The sequence below is a fragment of the Rhodopseudomonas sp. WA056 genome (assembly GCF_010906995.1).
GTDB lineage: Bacteria > Pseudomonadota > Alphaproteobacteria > Rhizobiales > Xanthobacteraceae > Rhodopseudomonas > Rhodopseudomonas palustris_G.
This window is the reverse complement of the sequence record NZ_QPFS01000040.1, coordinates 1-17880: the sequence shown is the minus strand read 5'-3', so window position 1 is coordinate 17880 and position 17880 is coordinate 1. Positions and strand designations below refer to the sequence as shown.

Annotated in this window: 16 protein-coding genes and 2 tRNA genes; 10 read left to right on the top strand and 8 right to left on the bottom strand. The window is 64.9% G+C overall.

The features are described 5' to 3' along the window. Positions 1-135: 135 nt before the first annotated feature. Positions 136-3723, bottom strand: a complete 3588-nt coding sequence (locus DU475_RS10385; protein WP_164632082.1) for a PAS domain-containing sensor histidine kinase — start codon at positions 3721-3723, stop codon at positions 136-138. Positions 3724-4061: 338 nt separating this feature from the next. Here DU475_RS10385 and DU475_RS10380 point away from each other — a divergent pair, with 338 nt between their 5' ends. From DU475_RS10380 to DU475_RS10355, 6 genes are all read left to right on the top strand, one after another. Continuing rightward, positions 4062-4445 (top strand): phasin, encoded by a 384-nt coding sequence (locus DU475_RS10380; protein ID WP_164632080.1) that lies wholly within the window; start codon positions 4062-4064, stop codon positions 4443-4445. A 239-nt stretch (positions 4446-4684) separates the two neighbouring features. After that, positions 4685-5116 (top strand): phasin, encoded by a 432-nt coding sequence (locus tag DU475_RS10375; protein ID WP_013503999.1) that lies wholly within the window; start codon positions 4685-4687, stop codon positions 5114-5116. Between the two features lie 175 nt (positions 5117-5291). Continuing rightward, positions 5292-5368, top strand: a tRNA-His gene (locus DU475_RS10370). A 233-nt stretch (positions 5369-5601) separates the two neighbouring features. Next, positions 5602-5925 (top strand): hypothetical protein, encoded by a 324-nt coding sequence (locus tag DU475_RS10365; protein ID WP_164632079.1) that lies wholly within the window; start codon positions 5602-5604, stop codon positions 5923-5925. 95 nt (positions 5926-6020) lie between these two features. After that, positions 6021-6395 carry a hypothetical protein gene (locus DU475_RS10360; protein ID WP_047307348.1) on the top strand — a complete coding sequence of 125 codons (375 nt, stop codon included), beginning with the start codon at positions 6021-6023 and terminating at the stop codon, positions 6393-6395. A 222-nt stretch (positions 6396-6617) separates the two neighbouring features. Continuing rightward, on the top strand, positions 6618-7292 hold the full coding sequence (locus DU475_RS10355; protein ID WP_013503996.1) for an AAA family ATPase: 675 nt from the start codon (positions 6618-6620) through the stop codon (positions 7290-7292). Positions 7293-7635: 343 nt separating this feature from the next. On the opposite strand, the gene DU475_RS10350 is transcribed toward DU475_RS10355, so the two are convergent. Both DU475_RS10350 and trxB read right to left on the bottom strand, forming a co-directional pair. Continuing rightward, positions 7636-8559, bottom strand: coding sequence for a LysR family transcriptional regulator (locus DU475_RS10350; RefSeq protein ID WP_013503995.1), 924 nt, complete (start codon positions 8557-8559; stop codon positions 7636-7638). A gap of 7 nt (positions 8560-8566) precedes the next feature. Further along, complete coding sequence (gene trxB, locus DU475_RS10345) at positions 8567-9532, bottom strand: thioredoxin-disulfide reductase (protein ID WP_013503994.1); 966 nt, start codon at positions 9530-9532, stop codon at positions 8567-8569. 256 nt (positions 9533-9788) lie between these two features. Here trxB and DU475_RS10340 point away from each other — a divergent pair, with 256 nt between their 5' ends. After that, complete coding sequence (locus DU475_RS10340; RefSeq protein WP_013503993.1) at positions 9789-10271, top strand: Lrp/AsnC family transcriptional regulator; 483 nt, start codon at positions 9789-9791, stop codon at positions 10269-10271. 15 nt (positions 10272-10286) lie between these two features. On the opposite strand, the gene DU475_RS10335 is transcribed toward DU475_RS10340, so the two are convergent. From DU475_RS10335 to DU475_RS10320, 4 genes are all read right to left on the bottom strand, one after another. After that, positions 10287-10697 (bottom strand): DoxX family protein, encoded by a 411-nt coding sequence (locus DU475_RS10335; protein WP_142883380.1) that lies wholly within the window; start codon positions 10695-10697, stop codon positions 10287-10289. A gap of 250 nt (positions 10698-10947) precedes the next feature. Next, positions 10948-11424, bottom strand: a complete 477-nt coding sequence (greA, locus tag DU475_RS10330; protein ID WP_013503991.1) for a transcription elongation factor GreA — start codon at positions 11422-11424, stop codon at positions 10948-10950. Positions 11425-11646: 222 nt separating this feature from the next. Then, positions 11647-14976: a carbamoyl-phosphate synthase large subunit gene (carB, locus tag DU475_RS10325; RefSeq protein WP_013503990.1), complete on the bottom strand. Its 3330-nt coding sequence runs from the start codon at positions 14974-14976 to the stop codon at positions 11647-11649. 175 nt (positions 14977-15151) lie between these two features. Then, positions 15152-15226: transfer RNA gene (locus DU475_RS10320), tRNA-OTHER, on the bottom strand. A gap of 309 nt (positions 15227-15535) precedes the next feature. Between DU475_RS10320 and msrA the strand changes: the two genes are divergently transcribed. The 3 genes from msrA to DU475_RS10305 all read left to right on the top strand — a co-directional run bounded on the left by msrA (position 15536) and on the right by DU475_RS10305 (position 17161). Further along, entirely contained in the window at positions 15536-16246 is a 711-nt protein-coding gene (gene msrA / locus DU475_RS10315) for a peptide-methionine (S)-S-oxide reductase MsrA (RefSeq protein ID WP_164632078.1), read from the top strand. Positions 16247-16276: 30 nt separating this feature from the next. Further along, the gene (gene msrB / locus DU475_RS10310) at positions 16277-16690 is read left to right on the top strand and encodes a peptide-methionine (R)-S-oxide reductase MsrB (protein WP_164632076.1); all 414 of its coding nucleotides are present in this window, start codon (positions 16277-16279) and stop codon (positions 16688-16690) included. Between the two features lie 225 nt (positions 16691-16915). Continuing rightward, positions 16916-17161 carry a hypothetical protein gene (locus DU475_RS10305; protein WP_164632074.1) on the top strand — a complete coding sequence of 82 codons (246 nt, stop codon included), beginning with the start codon at positions 16916-16918 and terminating at the stop codon, positions 17159-17161. Positions 17162-17274: 113 nt separating this feature from the next. On the opposite strand, the gene DU475_RS10300 is transcribed toward DU475_RS10305, so the two are convergent. Beyond that, positions 17275-17619 (bottom strand): hypothetical protein, encoded by a 345-nt coding sequence (locus DU475_RS10300; RefSeq protein WP_013503986.1) that lies wholly within the window; start codon positions 17617-17619, stop codon positions 17275-17277. Positions 17620-17880: the final 261 nt, after the last annotated feature.

Genomic DNA, 17880 nt, shown 5'->3' with positions numbered 1-17880 from the left:
GCGCCTTTCGGCGCTCCGCCTCCCTCGGCCTGTTGGTCGCCGGGAGGGCCCCAGAGCCGGTCACTCACGCAATCACTTGCGGGCAATGCATGCTCATGCCCGGAGCGCGTGCTTCGCGCGCGACGTCCGATCCGCTCACACCGTCGCCGGCGCGTGGGCGAACACCACTTCGATCAGCGTGCCGGATTGCGGCGCGCTTTTGATGTGGAAGGTGGCGCGGTTGGCTTCGACCAGCGCCTTGGTCAGCGACAGGCTGACGCCGGCCGCTTCGGTGCGGTCACTCGGCGCCGGGGTGCGGAACGGTTGCAGCGCGGCTGCGAGTTCGTCGTCGTTGAGGCGGCTGCCGGTGTCGCGGATGCGGAGCATCACCTCGCCGACGTCGCTGAGCGCGGTCGAGACGATCACCTGGCCGCCGGCATTGGCCAGATGAATCGAGGTACCGATCAGGTTCATGATGATCTGGCGCAGCGCCTGGGCATCGGCCACGACCGCCGGCAGCAGATGCGCCAGCGAGGTACGGATGATGATGCGTTCGCGGTTGGCCCGCGGCTGCATCACTGCGACGCTCTGTTCGACCAGCTCGTTGAGATTGACGCTGGCGAAGGCGAGGTCGAGCTTGCCGGTCTCGATCCGCGACAGGTCGAGCAGGTCGTCGACGATGCCGATGACGCGTTCGCCCGAAGCGCGGATGTCTTTCATGTAGTCGACGTAACGCTCGTTGCCGAGCGGGCCGAACCGCTCCTCGATCATCACTTCGGCAAAGCCGATGATGGCGTTGAGCGGGGCGCGGATCTCGTGGCTGAGCCGCGCCAGCACGTCTGCCTTGGCGCCGGCGGCCCGTTCGGCGAGCCGCTTGGCCTGGCTCAGTTCGGTTTCGGTACGCTGCACCTGCGACAGGTCGCGGAACACGGCGAAGAAATTCGGCCCGTCGGCGCGGGTCCGGCCGATCGTCATGCTGAGCGGAAACAGCCCGCCTTCGCGCACCTGGCCGAGCGCTTCGAGGCCGTGGTCGAGCACGCTCTGGGCGCGGCCGCTCTTGATGCTGTCCAAGTAATCGAGTACGGCGGCGCGGCTTTCCGGCGCGAACAGCTCGATCAGATTGTGCTGCGCCAGCGCGTCACCGTCGTAGCCGAACAGCGCTTCCGCACTGCGGTTGGCGGCGCTGATCTGGCCGGCCTCGTCGAACATCAGCACGCCTTCGGCGGTGGTGTCGAGAATCGCGCCGAGCTCCTCGGCATTCGCGGCGCCGACTGCCGAGGGCGCATCCTCGATCGCAGTCGTCGGCGCGAACGGCAGTTCGTGAACCGCAATCGGTGCGGTGGCGGCCGAGCAGATCAGCGCCAGCGCCTGATCGCCGTCCCAGGCGATCGTGAACAGCCGCGCTTCTGTCGGCGCCGCGTCACCGCCTTGTGCGGCGGTGATGGTAATCGGCGTGCCGGTCTCCGAACTGCTGCTGGAATCGCCGACGCCGGAGTCGACATACAGCGCATCGAGGCCGCCGGCGTCTTCCAGCGCGGCGACGCTCGCAAAGCCCATCCGTGCCAGGAATGCGGGGTTGGCATAGAGCAGCCGGTCGAGCCGGTAGATCAGCACGCCGACCGGCATCAGATCGAGCAGCAGGCGATCGCGCGCGCCGGCGCCGCTTGCCGGTGAAGGCGTCGGCGCAACCCGGTCGGCGCTCGGGGCGTCGGGTACTTGGCTCGGCGCCATCTCTGGCTCAAGCGGGGTCTCGTCGTCGACGATGGACGGCGCTTCGGAAGTCGGCGGCGTCTCGCTTGCGAGCCGGGCTGCCAATTGCTGCGCCAGTTCGTGGAAGGCGCTGTTCTCGCCCGGGGTCAGCGACGGCGCGCGCGTGTCGTTGGCGGGCCGGAACGGCAGGACGTTTTTCGGGGTATCCACGGGCGTGTCCAAAGGGTTCAGGAGCGGGTCCAGAGCAGGGGCCTGATCTGACGCGTCGTCGTGCGAAGTGCGATCGGCCGACAGCGGCTGCGGCCGTGGCGACGGTTCGTGGGGAGCATGCCGGCGCAGTGCAGCGAGCTGATCGAGCGCGGCGAGATCGCGGCAGACGCCGAAGCCGCGATAGCCGGCGAAAGCGCCGCCCTGATCCTGCACGGGCAGGCCGGACATTTCGATCGGCAGCCGCAGCGCGGTGCCGTCGGCCGGCCATTGCAAGGTGATGCCGCTCCAGGTGTGACGGGTCGCGAGCGCTGCGGTGACGCGGTGGTCGGGATCAAGTCCGAGTCGGACGGCGGCCTCGCTCCAGCGCTCGCCGAGATTGGCGGCGGTATGCGGCCCGATCAGGCGGAGGAATTCATCCGACGCGATCGCCAGCCGGCCGTCACGGTCGATCTGCCAGACGAACCGCAGCGGATGCCGCCGCGGCGCGGGCGGTTCTGGCGTCGGGTCGGCGGCTGGTGGAGCTTCAGTTGCCGACGGCTCAGCAACCGCCGGCTCGGGTGCTGCGGATTGTTCGGCGGCCGGCCGGTGTTCGTTCTCGGCCGCCTGCGGTGATGCCGGCTCGTCGGCAACGGCCTCGATGTAAGGTGAGGGCTCACCGATCGGACCGGGCGCGACAGGCTCATCGGTCGGAACTACCTCGGCGGCGGGCTCTTCGACAGGATCAGCCGGCTGCGATTGCGGTGCGTTCGTGTCGACCTCGTCCACCTGCGGTTCGGGCGGGGCGGGCCTCACTTCGACAGCGGGTGCGACGTCGCCAAGCAGCGTGAATTCGGCAGGCGCTTCGCTGAGGATCGCGAACGTCTCGTAGTCGGGCTCAGCCGATGCCGCCTCGGTTTTGGCCGGCTGCTGATCCGTTGCGGGCGCTGGAATGATCTCCGATTCCATGGACGGCTGCGATTCGCTGGACTCGTCTTTTGCTTCCGGCACAACCACCGTCGGTCGTGAAGCTTCTTCGGTTGCCTGCGGAGCTTCGACAGTCGGCTCGGACTGGGTGGTCGGCTCGACCGGCGTCTCAGCGGCAGCCGGGTGTTCGGTCACCTGCTGTGGATCTGAATCAGTCTGATGCTGCGGCTCTGGAGACTTGCCTTTTGGTTGCGGAGCAGGCTCGGTCGCCGTGCCCGGCGCCAGCAGCGCGATCAGTCCGACATCTGCACCGCTGCCCACCCGTTGCAACACCAGATGGCCGAGCCCGATCGGGGTCTCGGCCCGGCCGAGCCGCAGCGCGTCGGCGCGGGCCTGGTCGAGTCCCGCCTCGCCCAGGTTGCGGAAGCCGAGCAGGGTTCGCGCGGCGGCGCTGGAGCCGACGAACAGGCCATCGCTGGCGAACGCAGCTATCGGGGTTTCGACCCCCTCGACCAGGCCGCGCAGCCGGTCGATCAGCGGCATCGGACGGCCGATCGATTCGGTCGCCGCGACCAGGACGCCGGCGCTGCCGTCGGCGAAGCCGAGTCGGGTGCAGGCGCAGGTCACCAGGGCGCCGAGCGGGGCGCCGAAGCCGCGCAGCCGCTCCAGCCGGGTGGCGCCGTTCGGCGGGAGCTTGACGGCGAGCTGGGCGACCTGACGGCGGTGCGGATCGGCCGGCCGGAAACTGCGGCCGGCGAGCTCCGAGGCATTGGCGGCGCCGAACAGCCGGGCCGCGACCGGGTTCGCCCACAGTACCCGGCTGCCGTTGATCGACCACAGCCACGCCGGCAGCGTCCGGGTCGCGTGCACCGCGAGCCGGGGATCGTCGACCCCTCGCAATTGAAAGTCCCAGTTGCTCATCGCTACTCGTAACGCCGCGGTTCGGCTGCGGTGCGCCTGTGGCCGGATAGGGTGCGGGGCCTGTGAACCTTAACAATTCATTATCGCCAGCGGCCGTCGTTAGGTCCACGATCGAGACCGGCCTATCCCGTCTTAAGCGCGAATAACCTTAATTCGGCCGCTGCCCCGGGACCTCGAAAGCCTCGACGGCGTTGGAAGGTTGCAAAACCAGGACGATCGGTCACGATGCGCTAGTCGACATCCGCCGGTCACACCGGCGATGCGATTGGTCGCTAAGGTCCCGGATGCCGGCAGCGGTTGCAGTCGGGCATCGGCGTAACAGGCGGAAGGAGCTGACGATGGATCAGGAGCAGCGTGACCGGTTCGAGATTCCCCAGGAAATGCGCTCGATGGCAGAGGCCGGGTTCGATCAGGCCCGCAAGGCGTTCGAGCACATGCTGACCAGCGCCCAGCAGACCGCCGCCACCATCGAGGATCGCGGCGCCGCCGCCCGGGCCAACGCCAAGGAGATCACCGGCCGCGCCGTCGGTTTTGCCGAGCGCAACGTTCACGCTGTGCTGGACTACGCCCAGCAGCTCGTCCACGCCAAGGATCTCGGCGAGGTGATGCGGCTGCACACCGAATATGTCCAGGCGCAGATGAAGGCGTTCGCCGAACAGGCCAGCGAATTCGGTCAGGTCGTCACCAAAGCGGCGCAAGACGTCGCCAAGCCGAAGGTCTGATCCGGGCCCTTCACCATAATCTCGCGAATTTCAGCCGGGGCGCCAGCTTAACTTCAGTGCTGCGGCAGATGCAGAATGTGGCAGTGCAATGCAATTTTATGTTGCATTGCACAATTTTTGTGATATCTTGTGGCAATTGGATGACCCAGGTTGTCCCCTTGGCTCGGCGTCCAGCCTGAAGTCTGCGCAGGCCGCTCGCGCGGGTCACTTCGATATCCCCACCAGCGAAGGATGCCCTTATGGCCGACTCGAGCGATCCGTTTTCCACCGTGATGCCGTTCCAGCTCCCCGAACAGGTCCGCGCCTTCGCCGAAAAGGGCGTGTCGCAGGCCCGTGAGAGCTATGCCAAGCTGAAGGATGTCGCCGAGACCCAGAACGGCACGATCGAGGCGGTGTTCACCACCGCCAGCAAGGGCGCGACCGATTATTCCGCCAAGCTGTTCGACTTCGTGAAGACCAACACCAGCGCCAGCTTCGATTTCGCGCACAGCCTGATGGGCGCCAAGACCCTGCCGGACATGATGGAATTGTGGACCTCCCACGCCAAGAGCCAGATCGAGACGTTGACCGCGCAGACCAAGGAACTGACCGAGCTGACCCAGAAGGTCGCCGCCGACACGGTCGAGCCGATCAAGGCCAACGCGTCTAAGATCTTCAAGCCGGCCGCCTGATTCAGCAAGGTTTTCAATGTTTTCAGGGCCCGGGCCGTGTGCCCGGGCTTTGTCGTCGGCAGGTTGTTGTCGACAGCACCCCCGACATTGGTCTTGCGGTCGATCACGGCCTTGCCAAAGCGCGGCGTTGCACCTAGTTTCCGCCCGTTCGCAGGCCACCTCGGCCGCGCCGGATGCAGTTGTAGCTCAGTTGGTTAGAGCGCCTGTCTGTGGAACAGGAGGTCGGTGGTTCGAGCCCACCCAACTGTACCACCCCTTGAATAATTCCCTCTTCGGAGCCGTTTCCGCCCGCCAGCGCTGGCCGGCAGGCCAGTCGTACTGCGGGCCGGAAGCGAGATCAGTGCGGTCACGGACCTTCCCATTTCGTTCTTCTTGTTGCGGTTCGCCTGCTGCTTGCGAATCCATCGCGGCTCCCTCACACTCGGTCGACGCAAAAGAGCAAGAATCGGGCGGCAGCGGGGAAACGCCAGCATAGAGGGGCTTCCATGATCTCGATCCATTCGATCTCAGGCGGTCGCCGTCATGCGGTTTTCGTAGCGGTCAGTCTTGGTGTGTCGCTGGTGGCGACCGGTGCACTCGCCTATACTGCCGAGCAGCAGCAGGCCTGTACTGGCGACGCGATGCGCCTTTGCGGCGCGTTCGTTCCCGATGTCGACCGGATCACCGTCTGCATGATTCGGAACAAGGCCCAGCTCACCGCGGGATGTCGTGCTCATTTCGGAGCGACGCCGGTGGCGATGCGCGCCGGCAAAGCGGCGCGGTCCAAGCCGCAGTCCCACCGCAAGCCGCAGCAGCGGGCGCAGCGTTAATCTTTGTCTCCTCTCGGGTTTCGTGGATCCGCGCGACAGCTTGCCGCGTTGGTGTCGAAATCGACGCGCATATCTCGCGCCTTGAGGAGGATCTCGTGAACGTCACTGATCATCGCGCCGAGCTCGAACGCCATCTGGCGTGGTTCGAGTCCAAACTCCCGCCGCGCCCGGCGCATTTTGTCGGCTGGCTCCGCAAGCCGTCGTCGCGATACGTCAGGCTGCCGCTCGGCGTCGCACTGATCGGCGGCGGTGTCCTCAGTTTCCTGCCCGTGCTGGGTCTTTGGATGCTGCCGCTCGGCATGGTGCTGGTCGCACAGGATGTGCCGGCGCTGGAGAAACCGACCGCGCGCACCCTGAACTGGATCGAGCGCAAATGGCTCGAGCGGCAGCGGGCCCGCGGCGTCGATCTCACGCCGTTCGACCCGCGCCCGGACGCCGCAGCCGACTCCTCGGTCAAGCCCGCCGCATAGTTCCTTCGTATCAACGATCGGCGCGTTCGTCGGGCGACTCAAAAACCGTCTTGGCGACTCAATTTGCGGCCACGGTGCAGCGCACGCAGAGGAGGCCGTGTGCCTCAAAAACACGTTGCTGGCGTAATTTGGCGAAGCAACGATGATTGCTTGCAATTTTATCTTCCACGAATCAACGAGCTGATTCACCTTCGCCAGCAAGGTCAATCGGGAGGCCAGCGGATGAACGTAATCGTTTTTGCTTCGCGTAAAGGCGGGTCGGGCAAGAGTACGCTCACCGCTCACTTGGCAGCGCAGGTTCACAAATCATCGCGTCCATGCCTGCTGATCGATGCCGATCCGCAAGGCTCGCTGACGTTGTGGCACAAGCTTCGCGGAACTAACGAGCCGCCACTGCGCACCGCGACGCGGTCGGTAAGCGACATCGTCGCTGCCGCCAAGCGTGATGGCGTCGAGTGGGTTTTCGTCGACACGCCGCCAAATCTGTCTGCGGTCGTCGACGACGCGATCCGCAACGCCACCATGGTGATCATCCCGGCGCGGCCCGGCGTGTTCGACGTCAACGCGGTGCAGGACACCATCCAGACCTGCCGGTCGCATCGCAAGCCCTATGCGGTCGTGCTCAACGGCGCTCCGGCGCTGCGCGACGAGGTCGAGAGCCGCATCGTCACCATCGCGCGCGATGCGCTGGCCAAATTCCGCGCGCCGGTGTGGGGCGGGCAAATCACCAATCGCGCCGATCTGCTGATGGCGCTCGGTGAAGGGCAGGGCGCGCGCGAATACGCCGCCGAAGGTCGGGCGGCCTACGAGATCAGCCGGCTGTGGGCGGCGATCGAACGCTCGGTCAAGGCGATCCGAGGCGCCGGGAACTCCGGCATGCACAAGCAGGCGGCGTAGAGCAGACGCGCGTTTCGACGCGTGCGCCGATCGTCAACCTCACGCGCGGTCTCGCCGCGCGTTTCGTTCTGATTGGATGTGGGGCGATCGGTTCCAGAGCGTCGATTGCTCGCCCCTCGGTCAGAAAAAAAACCGGGCTCACGCGGAGCCCGGCTAAAGGTCTTGGCCTGATAGGCCGACACAATCACCTTCCAAGAGGGATCACTGAGCCGCCGCGTTACTGGAGGAGGGGGACTGTTTGTAGCGCGGCCCCTCAGCATGGATCTGATTTGATCCGCGATCCGGCGGCGCAGCAAGCGGGGGCCTCGCATGTCAGACATGCGAAGCCACCGGGAGCGGCAAATCAGCCCGGCCAGCGCTGCGCCTTGTTGACGACGAAATCGCGGAACACCTGCACGCGCGCCACCGTCTTCAGCTCCTCCGGATAAACGAAGTAGGTATCGAGCTGGATCGAGTCCTCTTCGCCGAACAACTGCACCAGACGGTTGGTGTCCTCGATCAAATAGTCCGGCAGCGCGGCGATGCCGAGGCCCTGCTGGCAGGCACGCACCAATCCGAGGATATTGTTGACCTTGAAGTAAGGCTCGCGCGGACCAACGCCGTTGCGGCCTGCCTCGATCAGCCAGCTCCGGTTCTGAAGATGCGGCGGCACCTGACTGTCGCTGAGCATGATCAGCCGATGATCGTCGAGCTCTTCCAGCGTTCGCGGCGTGCCGAAATTCTTGATGTATTCCGGCGAGCAGTAGGCGTGAAAGCCGATCGAGAACAGCTTGCGCTGGATCAGGTCGGGCTGGGTCGGCTTGCGGGTGCGGATCGCGACATCGGCTTCGCGCATCGACAGGTCGAGCTCTTCGTCGGTGACGATCAGCGAGATCCGGATTTCCGGATACAGCGCGGTGAATTCGCCGAGCCGCGGCACCAGCCAGTGAATGCCGAGGCCCGGTGTGGTGGTCACCTTCAGGTCGCCGCTCGGCCGCTCGCGGCTGTCGGTGAGTTTGGCGCGTGCGGCCTGCAACTGCATGAACACGTCGTGCGCCGTGCGGAACAGCAGATCGCCCTGTTCGGTGAGGATCAGGCCGCGGGCATGCCGGTGGAACAGCGAGACCGAGAGCTCCTGCTCCAGCGCGCTGACCTGCCGCGACACCGCGGACTGCGACAGCCCGAGCTGCTCGCCGGCATGGGTGAAACTTCCCGCTTCGGCAGCGGCGTGGAAGACCTTAAGCTTGTCCCAGTCCATATCGGTGAACCCGTCACGGTATCGCGCCATCAAAAACTCACTCCGCCGCCTGGCGGTCGCCGGCGCGCAGCGCCAGGAAGCGTTCGGCTTCGAGAGCCGCCATGCAGCCCATTCCGGCGGCGGTGACGGCCTGCCGGTAGGTCTCGTCCGCGACGTCCCCGGCGGCGAACACGCCGGGCACCGAGGTTGCGGTCGAATTCGCCGCCACCTCGACATAGCCCGACGGTTTCAGCTTGACTTGGTCCTTGAACAGTTCGGTCGCCGGGGCGTGGCCGATCGCGATGAACACGCCGTCGGCCTTGATCTCGCTGGTCGCACCGCTTCTGACGTTCTTCAGCCGGACGTGGGTGACCTTGGTCGGGTTCTCGGCGCCGCAGATTTCCTCTACCGCGACGTCCCAGATCACGTTGATCTTCGGATGCTTGAACAGCCGGTCCTGCAGGATTCGCTCGGCCCGGAAATGGTCGCGCCGGTGCACGACCGTGACGCTGGCGGCGAAGTTGGTCAGGAACAGCGCTTCCTCGACCGCAGTGTTACCGCCGCCGACCACCACGACGTCCTTGCCGCGATAGAAGAAGCCGTCGCAGGTGGCGCAGGCGGAGACGCCGAAGCCCTTGTAGGTCTGCTCGGACGGGATGCCGAGCCAGCGCGCCTGAGCGCCGGTGGCGAGGATCAGCGTGTCGGCAAGATAGACGTCGCCGCTGTCGCAGGTCAGCCGGAACGGCCGCTGGCTGAGGTCGAGCTCGACCACCAGGTCGGTCTTGATTCGGGTGCCGACATGGAGCGCCTGCTTCTCCATCTGCTCCATCAGCCACGGGCCTTGGATCACATCGGCGAAGCCTGGGTAATTCTCGACATCGGTGGTGATGGTGAGCTGGCCGCCGGGCTGCATGCCCTGGATCAGGATCGGCTCCAGCATCGCGCGGGAGGCGTAGATCGCGGCGGTGTAGCCAGCCGGCCCTGATCCGATGATGACGACCTTGGCTTGAACCGGACTCGACATGAATCAGTCCCCGAAACTGAGGGCGGCGCGACGCAGGAATTGGCCTGGCTGGGGCATCGCCGATGGGCGGAAGATCAGACAGAAGTCTATGTTATTTGGTGAGCTATGCAAGATTTGCAATACCTCCGTGCAGGATTTCCCACCAAGATTGGAAAACGAGTTGTGAGCATCGCGAAATAAAATTACCCAAATTCCGCGGGGTGCGCTAAGAGAGGCTGTTTGTAAGCCGAATCCGCCTTGCGGGAATAGCGCCAGCGTGACCAAGAGCCTCGACCAGATCGATCTCAAGATCCTGCAGGAAATCCAGGACGACGGCCGAATCACCAATGTCGAACTGGCCAAACGGGTCGGCATCTCGCCGCCGCCCTGTCTGCGGCGGGTGCGGACGCTGGAGGAGGAGGGCTACATCCTCGGCTATCGCGGCCTGCTCGATCCGGCCCATCTCGGTTTCGACGTGACGGTGTTCGCCTCGGTGCACCTGTCGAGCCAGGCCGAGGCCGACCTGCGCGGATTCGAGGAATTCGTCCGCAACGAGCCGTTGGTTCGCGAGTGCTGGATGCTATCGGGTGAGGTCGATTTCATCCTGAAATGCGTCGCACCCGACATGGCGACCTTCCAGAATTTCGTCGCGCATTTGACCGCGGCACCGCACGTCCGCAACGTCCGCACCTCGCTGGTGCTGCGCAATTCGAAGTACGCCGCGGCAGTGCCGCTGGAGCTGAAAGCGGCGACGCCTTGACGTCGCCGCACCGCATCAGCGATCGCGCCGCAGCACGCGGTCGAGGCTGACCGGGCCGCCGCCCGCCGTCGCCAGATACAGACAGGCAAAACACAGTGCGATCGCCAGGGTGCCTCCATTGAGCAGCGGGAGCCATACCGGTGTCGCCCCCTTGAAGACGTGGCCGAGGAAATAAGCGAACGCCATCTCGCCCGACAGGATGAACGCCACCGGGCGGGTGAAAAGGCCGAGCATCAGCAGCGCGCCGAGAATCAATTCCAGGCTGCCGGCCGCGCCGTGCAGCGAGAACAGCTCGACCTTGGCGAACATCGGCACCGGGGGGTACTTGAACAGTTTGGCAACGCCGTACTGAAACAGCAGCAAGCCGGTGATGAAGCGGAGCAGGCTCAAGGCGAGCGGTTGCCAGCGCGCAAACGACTGATTCATGAACGATCCTATCTCGAGGGTCAGGCAGTCGCGGCCGGGCAAAGACGTTGCCGACCCTCCGGAACTTTGCCGCAAGAGCGGAAATTCAGCGACTGAATTCGCCGTGAGAACCGTTCCACGAGCGCGTTCGCGCGAGGTCGACGAAACAGCTCAAGCTCCGGTGCCGATCCCATCAAAATCGGAAAATGCTCCAGGCAACAAAAAGCCGCGGCGACCCGCGGCTTTTCATTCCATTCGACGAGGCGCCCTGTCAGCGCCACTCGACCTTTTCGATCTCGTAGGCCTTTGCGCCGCCGGGGGCGACGACCTCGACCGAGGAGCCTGCTTTCTTGCCGATCAGCGCCCGCGCCAGCGGCGAGGTGATCGAGATCTTGCCCTTCTTGGCGTCGGCTTCGGCCTCACCGACGATCTGCCACACCGCCTTCTTCTCGGTGTCCTCGTCGATCAGGGTGACGGTCGCGCCGAACTTGACAGTGTCGCCAGACAGCTTGCTGACGTCGATGATGTCCGCGCGCGCCAGCTTGTCCTCGAGTTCGTTGATCCGGCCTTCGTTGTGGGACTGCTCTTCCTTGGCGGCGTGGTACTCGGCGTTTTCCGAGAGGTCGCCATGGGAGCGCGCTTCGGCGATGTGCTCGATGATGCGCGGACGATCCACCGACTGGCGATGCTTCAACTCGTCCGAAAGTGCGGCGTACCCGCTCGCAGTCATCGGTATCTTTTCGACCATCGTGTCTTCATCCTTCAAGAATACGCTGCGGATCGCCGAACCCTGCTCGCCCGCAACGTCGTCGGCTGTTTACGGCGGCGCCGCGCCTCTGCGGCCGCCGAAGTCGGTTCAAATCGGCCCTAGAGCTTTCCGGCAAACGCCGGAGAGAACATTTCCAATGCGGGCGGGTTCCCGGCCTTGCGGCCTGTAGTCGATAGCCGGCCGTGCAGGGCCGGACGACGATCAGCTTTCGGAAAAGTAGCTCTGCAGGGTCCGGACCTCAAGATCCCCATCCAAATAGGCCCGGATGCCCTTTGCGGCGGCGACCGCTCCCGAAAGAGTGGTGTAATAGGGAACTTTATGCAAGAGGGCAGCGCGCCGCAGCGACCGGCTGTCGGCCAGCGCCTGCGGGCCCTCGGTGGTGTTGAACACCAACTGCACTTCGCCGTTCATGATGGCGTCGACGATGTGCGGACGGCCTTCCAGCACCTTATTGATCTTTTCCGCCGGCACGCCGTGGTCCGACAGATAGCGCTGGGTGCCGGAGGTGGCGATTACCTTGAAGCCGACCGAGTGCAAGAGCTTCACGGCGTCGAGGATTCGCGCCTTGTCGTTCTCGCGGACCGACACGAACACGGTCCCCTTTCGCGGCACACGGGTGCCGCCGCCGAGCTGGCTCTTGGCGAAGGCGATCTCGAACGACCGATCGAGGCCCATCACCTCGCCGGTCGAGCGCATCTCCGGGCCGAGCACGGTGTCGATGCCGGGGAAGCGGGCGAACGGGAACACCGATTCCTTGACGCCGACATGGTCGAGGCTGCGCTTCTTCAGGCCCAGATCGGCGATCTTCTCGCCGGCCATGATTCGCGCCGCCAGCTTGGCGACCGGCATGCCGATCACCTTGGCGACGAACGGCACCGTGCGCGAGGCGCGCGGATTGACTTCGAGCACGTAGATCTCGCCGTCCTTGATGGCGTATTGCACGTTCATCAAACCGACGACATCGAGGCCGAGAGCCAGTTCGCGAGTCTGTCGCTCCAGCTCGGCGATGGTGTTGGCATCGAGCGAATGCGGCGGCAACGAGCAGGCCGAGTCGCCGGAGTGAATGCCGGCCTCTTCGATGTGCTCCATGATGCCGACGATGAAGGTGTCCTTGCCGTCGGACAGGCAATCCACGTCCACTTCCGTAGCGTCCGACAGATAGCGGTCGAACAGCAGCGGATTAGTGCCGAGCACGGTGTTGATCTGCCCGGTCTTGTCGTTCGGATAGCGGGCTTTGACGTCGCCCGGCACCAGCTCCGGCAGAGTGCCGAGCAGGTAGTCGCTGAGCTGGTTGTCTTCGCGGATGATCTGCATCGCGCGGCCGCCGAGCACATAGGACGGACGCACCACCAGCGGCAGGCCGAGCTCGGCCGCGACCAGCCGCGCCTGCTCCACCGAATAGGCGATGCCGTTCTTCGGCTGCTTCAGCCGCAGCTTGTCGAGGATGCGTTTGAAGCGGTCGCGGTCCTCGGCGAGGTCGATCGCGTCCGGCGAAGTGCCGAGGATCGGCACGTCGGCAGCTTCCAGCGCCCGCGCCAGCTTCAGCGGCGTCTGACCGCCGAACTGCACGATCACGCCGCGCAGCGTGCCGTTGGAGCGTTCGGTGTCGATGATCTCGAGTACGTCCTCGGCGGTCAGGGGCTCGAAGTACAGCCGGTCCGCGGTGTCGTAGTCGGTCGACACGGTCTCCGGGTTGCAGTTGACCATGATCGATTCATAGCCAGCGTCGTGCAGCGCAAAGCACGCGTGGCAGCAGCAATAGTCGAACTCGATGCCCTGGCCGATCCGGTTGGGACCGCCGCCGAGAATGATCACCTTCTCCTTGTCCGACGGCCGGCTTTCGTCCGACGCGGGGCCGGCGAACGGCGCCTCGTAGGTCGAATACATATAGGCGGTCGGCGAGGCGAACTCGGCCGCGCAGGTGTCGATCCGCTTGAAGACGGGGCGGACGCCGAGCGCGCGGCGCTTGGCCTTGACCTCCGCCTCGGTGGTGTCGGCGAGAACGGCGAGGCGGGCGTCGGAGAAGCCCATCGCCTTCAGGGTGCGCATGCCGAAGGCATGGTCCGGCAGGCCAGCGTCGCGGACCCGGGCTTCCATGTCGACGATGCCGCGAAGCTGCGCCAGGAACCATGGATCGATCTTGCAGGAGTTGAAGATCTCCTCGTCCGACCAGCCGAGCCGCATCGCCTGCGCGACCTGCAGCAGCCGGCTCGGCGTCGGGGTGCCGAGCGCTGCGCGGATCGCATTCTTGTCGTCGCCGCGGCCGAGACCTTCGATCTCGATCTCGTCCAGGCCGGTGAGGCCGCTTTCGAGGCCGCGCAGCGCCTTTTGCAGGCTCTCCTGGAAGGTGCGGCCGATCGCCATCACCTCGCCGACCGATTTCATCGCGGTGGTCAGCGTGGGTGACGCGCCGGGGAATTTCTCGAAGGCGAAACGCGGGATTTTGGTGACGACGTAGTCGATCGTCGGCTCGAACGAAGCAGGCGTGGCGCCGCCGGTGATGTCGTTGGCGATTTCGTCCAGCGTGTAGCCGACAGCCAGCTTGGCGGCGACCTTGGCGATCGGGAAGCCGGTCGCCTTCGACGCCAGCGCGGAGGAGCGCGACACCCGCGGGTTCATTTCGATCACGACCAGCCGGCCGTCGGCCGGATTGACCGCGAACTGCACGTTGGAACCGCCGGTCTCGACGCCGATCTCGCGCAGCACCGCCAGCGAGGCGTCGCGCATGATCTGGTATTCCTTATCGGTCAGCGTCAGCGCCGGCGCCACGGTGATCGAATCGCCGGTGTGCACCCCCATCGGATCGAGGTTCTCGATCGAGCAGATGATGATGCAGTTGTCGTGCTTGTCGCGCACGACCTCCATCTCATACTCCTTCCAGCCGAGGATCGATTCTTCGATCAGCACCTCGTTGGTTGGGGAGGCGTCGATGCCGCGCTCGACGATCTCGATGAATTCGGCCTTGGTATAGGCGATGCCGCCGCCGGTGCCGCCCATCGTGAACGACGGCCGGATCAGCGCCGGGAAGCCGATCTCGTCGAGCGCGCGCAGCGCATCGGGCAGGCTCTTGACCTGGCGCGAGTTCGGGGTCTCCAGGCCGATCTTGGTCATCGCCTCGCGGAACCGCTCGCGGTCCTCGGCCTTGTCGATGGCGTCGGCGGTGGCGCCGATCATCTCGACGTCGAATTTTTCCAGCGTCCCGAGCTTGCGCAAGGACAGCGCGCAGTTCAGCGCGGTCTGGCCGCCCATCGTCGGCAGCAGCGCGAAGCCGCCTGGGATGACGTAGCGCTCCTTTTCGATGATCTTGGCGACGATCTCGGGGGTGATCGGCTCGATATAGGTCGCATCCGCCAGCTCCGGATCGGTCATGATCGTCGCCGGATTGGAGTTGACCAGGACGACCCGATAGCCCTCCTGCTTCAGCGCCTTGACCGCCTGCGTGCCGGAATAGTCGAATTCGCAGGCCTGGCCGATCACGATAGGACCGGCCCCGATGATGAGGATGGTGGAGATGTCGGTTCGTTTGGGCATCAAATCTCGCTGACGCGGGCGGAAATCGCGGGCACAAAAAAAGGGCGCGCAGCCGCGCGTCCCTCAGGTCTTCAAGCGCCGGGCCGTCCCAGGCGCGCGGGAGGTGTCTTAGACCAGTTTCCCGGGCGGCGAAAGGCCTTCGAGTCGCCCGTCAACCGGCAATTTCGGCAAGATCTGGAGGCCCAGCCTGGACTTGAACCAGGAAAAGGAGCGTTGCACCGCTCCCGCGTTAATCTTCCGCCACCGGGCCACGCGCATCTTGGCACTTCACGAAGGGGTGATCCAGCCCGGAGAGCAGCTATCCTTAATGCAATACGGCCTTCCGGCTTTGTCGTTCAGGATTGGGCCGCGTCGATCGGCATGCGGTGGTGGCGTGCGGCCCGGCGCGGTGCAAAAATACCGGGCTGTCTTGCGCTCGCGACGTTGCGGACTCGCTCCTGACAAGAGGTGACAGTCACGAACTCGTGTCTGCGCCTGCGTAACAGCCCGGCGCGAGCCCCGTATCTTGAGCGCAACAGCCAGGACAACGGCCTCGGCTTCAACCTCGCGAGGACAGCTCATGCGCACTTCATTTGATCGTCTTGCTCTCTGCGCCGCCGTCGTGGGGGCGCTGGCGTGGTCCACGCTCGGACCGTCTCGGGCGGCCGAAGAGCCGGTGCTGATTCCACCGCCGCAGCTCGATGCCAAAGAGGCCGGCGGGATTCAGACCGCTGTATTCGCCGGCGGTTGTTTCTGGGGCGTGCAGGGCGTGTTCCAGCATACGGCCGGCGTGGTGAACGCGTTGTCCGGTTATGCGGGCGGCAGCAAGGCGACTGCAAGCTATCCGCTGGTGTCGACCGGGACCACCAGCCACGCCGAGGCGGTCGAGATCAAATACGACCCGAAGCGTATCTCCTACGGCAAACTGCTGCAGATCTACTTCTCGGTCGCGCACGATCCGACTCAGCTCGACCGCCAGGGACCGGATGTCGGGCCGCAGTATCGGTCGGCGATCTTCGCCACCAGCGACGAGCAGAAGAAGGTCGCCGAGGCCTATATCGCGCAGCTCGACGCCGCCAAAGTGTTCGGCTCGCCGATCGCCACCAAGGTCGGTCCGCTGGACGGCTTCTATGCGGCGGAGACCTATCACCAGGACTACCTGACGCTGCACCCCAATCAGCCCTATATTGTCTACAACGACCTGCCGAAGATCGAGGCCCTGAAGAAGCTGTTTCCGACGGAGTATCTCGACAAGCCGACGCTGGTAAGCAGCGTCAAGGCCACCAACTGAAGGCGGGGCCCGACGATTTCAGGAGGAACGATGTCCGACACCAAGACCTCTCCCGGCAAGATCGAGAAGAGTGAGGCCGAGTGGCGCAAGGAACTGACGCCGATGCAGTACGCCGTGCTGCGCGAGAAGGCGACCGAGCGGCCGTACACCGGCGAGTATGAATACGAGACCCGGCCCGGCACCTATATTTGCGCTGGCTGCGGTCAGACGCTGTTCGAGTCCGATGCCAAGTTCGATTCCGGCTGCGGCTGGCCGAGCTTCACGACGCCGGCGCAGGCCGAGGCGATCGACGAAGAACGAGACGTCAGCCACGGCATGATCCGCACCGAGGTGCTGTGCTCGCGCTGCAGCGGCCATCTCGGCCACGTGTTTCCCGACGGACCTGGACCGACCGGGCTGCGTTACTGCATTAACTCGGCGGCGCTGAAGCTGCAGCCGAAATAGAAAGCAAAGGATTGCCAGCGAAAGCGGGGGGCGTCGGCACCCGCTTTCGACGTTCTGTATCCACAAAAAGCCAAGCGAATCATCCGGATAGCACGATCGCGCCGGCGGCGGGTCGCAAAACTCCAGATCGTGCCTATATCAAGGCAATCGGAAATTGCAGGCGCCGCAGCGGATCGAGATCGGCTTTCGGTGACTGTCAGCATTCTTGAGGAGGCCATTTTCGCCATGGCGTTCAGCTACGACACGTCCGCAGAACTGTTTCCCGCAGCGATCCGCAAGAAGCGCCGCACCGGTGTCGCCTATCGCCGCTTCAGCAAGGCTGCGGATGCGGTGCGCTATGCTATCGAGGAACTGCCGGCGGACTGCCTCAACGGCGCCTATCTCCAGGTCGACGAGGCCCGCTTCGACCATAAGGGCATCCGGACGCTGTACGACAGCGAGGATTATCCGCTGGAGCGCCGCGCTTCGTGATCCGGAGGTTTTCAAGCGAGTTGGTGCCGACTCCGGCGAACAGACGCGTCCAAACAAGGTTGCAAGTCATGGTTTGACCGATCTGGTTTGACGAGCGCTGGTTCGATCGCGATCTAGAACGCTCTGAAACTCTGCTCGTCGCAGCGGTCGACGATCGCCGCGAACCGATAAGTTTCGAGCTTGCCGGCCTTGTAGAACAGCGCGTAGGTCTGCCGCGTCTGGTCCGGCGCCTTGCTGCGCAGGCAGACGATCCACGGCGTCACCGTGACCGGATCGGCCTCGATCGGCCCTGCGATCTCCCAGGGCTGCGGCAGCTTAGTTTCTTCCCCGACCCGCTTGAGATCGACCGCCGTCACAGTGGCTTTCGGCGCCTTGTCGCCACCATCCGGCAACGCATCGAGAATCGACGAGCAGCCGGTAAGGGCGAAGCCCGCCGCGATGGCTGTTGCGAAACGCAAGATGTCGCCAAGACGTCGAATGGGCCGGTCTCCGTCCGCTGAATCCAGAGCGCTTCCAGGCGGCTCAGGCTGCAGGTGTTCGCACCCTGTAGTCGATATCGGTCGCCAAATCAAAACGCCGGTTCGCAGCCGAGATCGTCAGATCGTCTGATTGTACGCGCCGACTTCGGGATGCTGGCGCAGCACGAGGTTCACGGCTTCGAACATGTCGTGCATCCGCTGCTCGGACACCGGGCTTTCGACTACCACCACCAGCTCGGG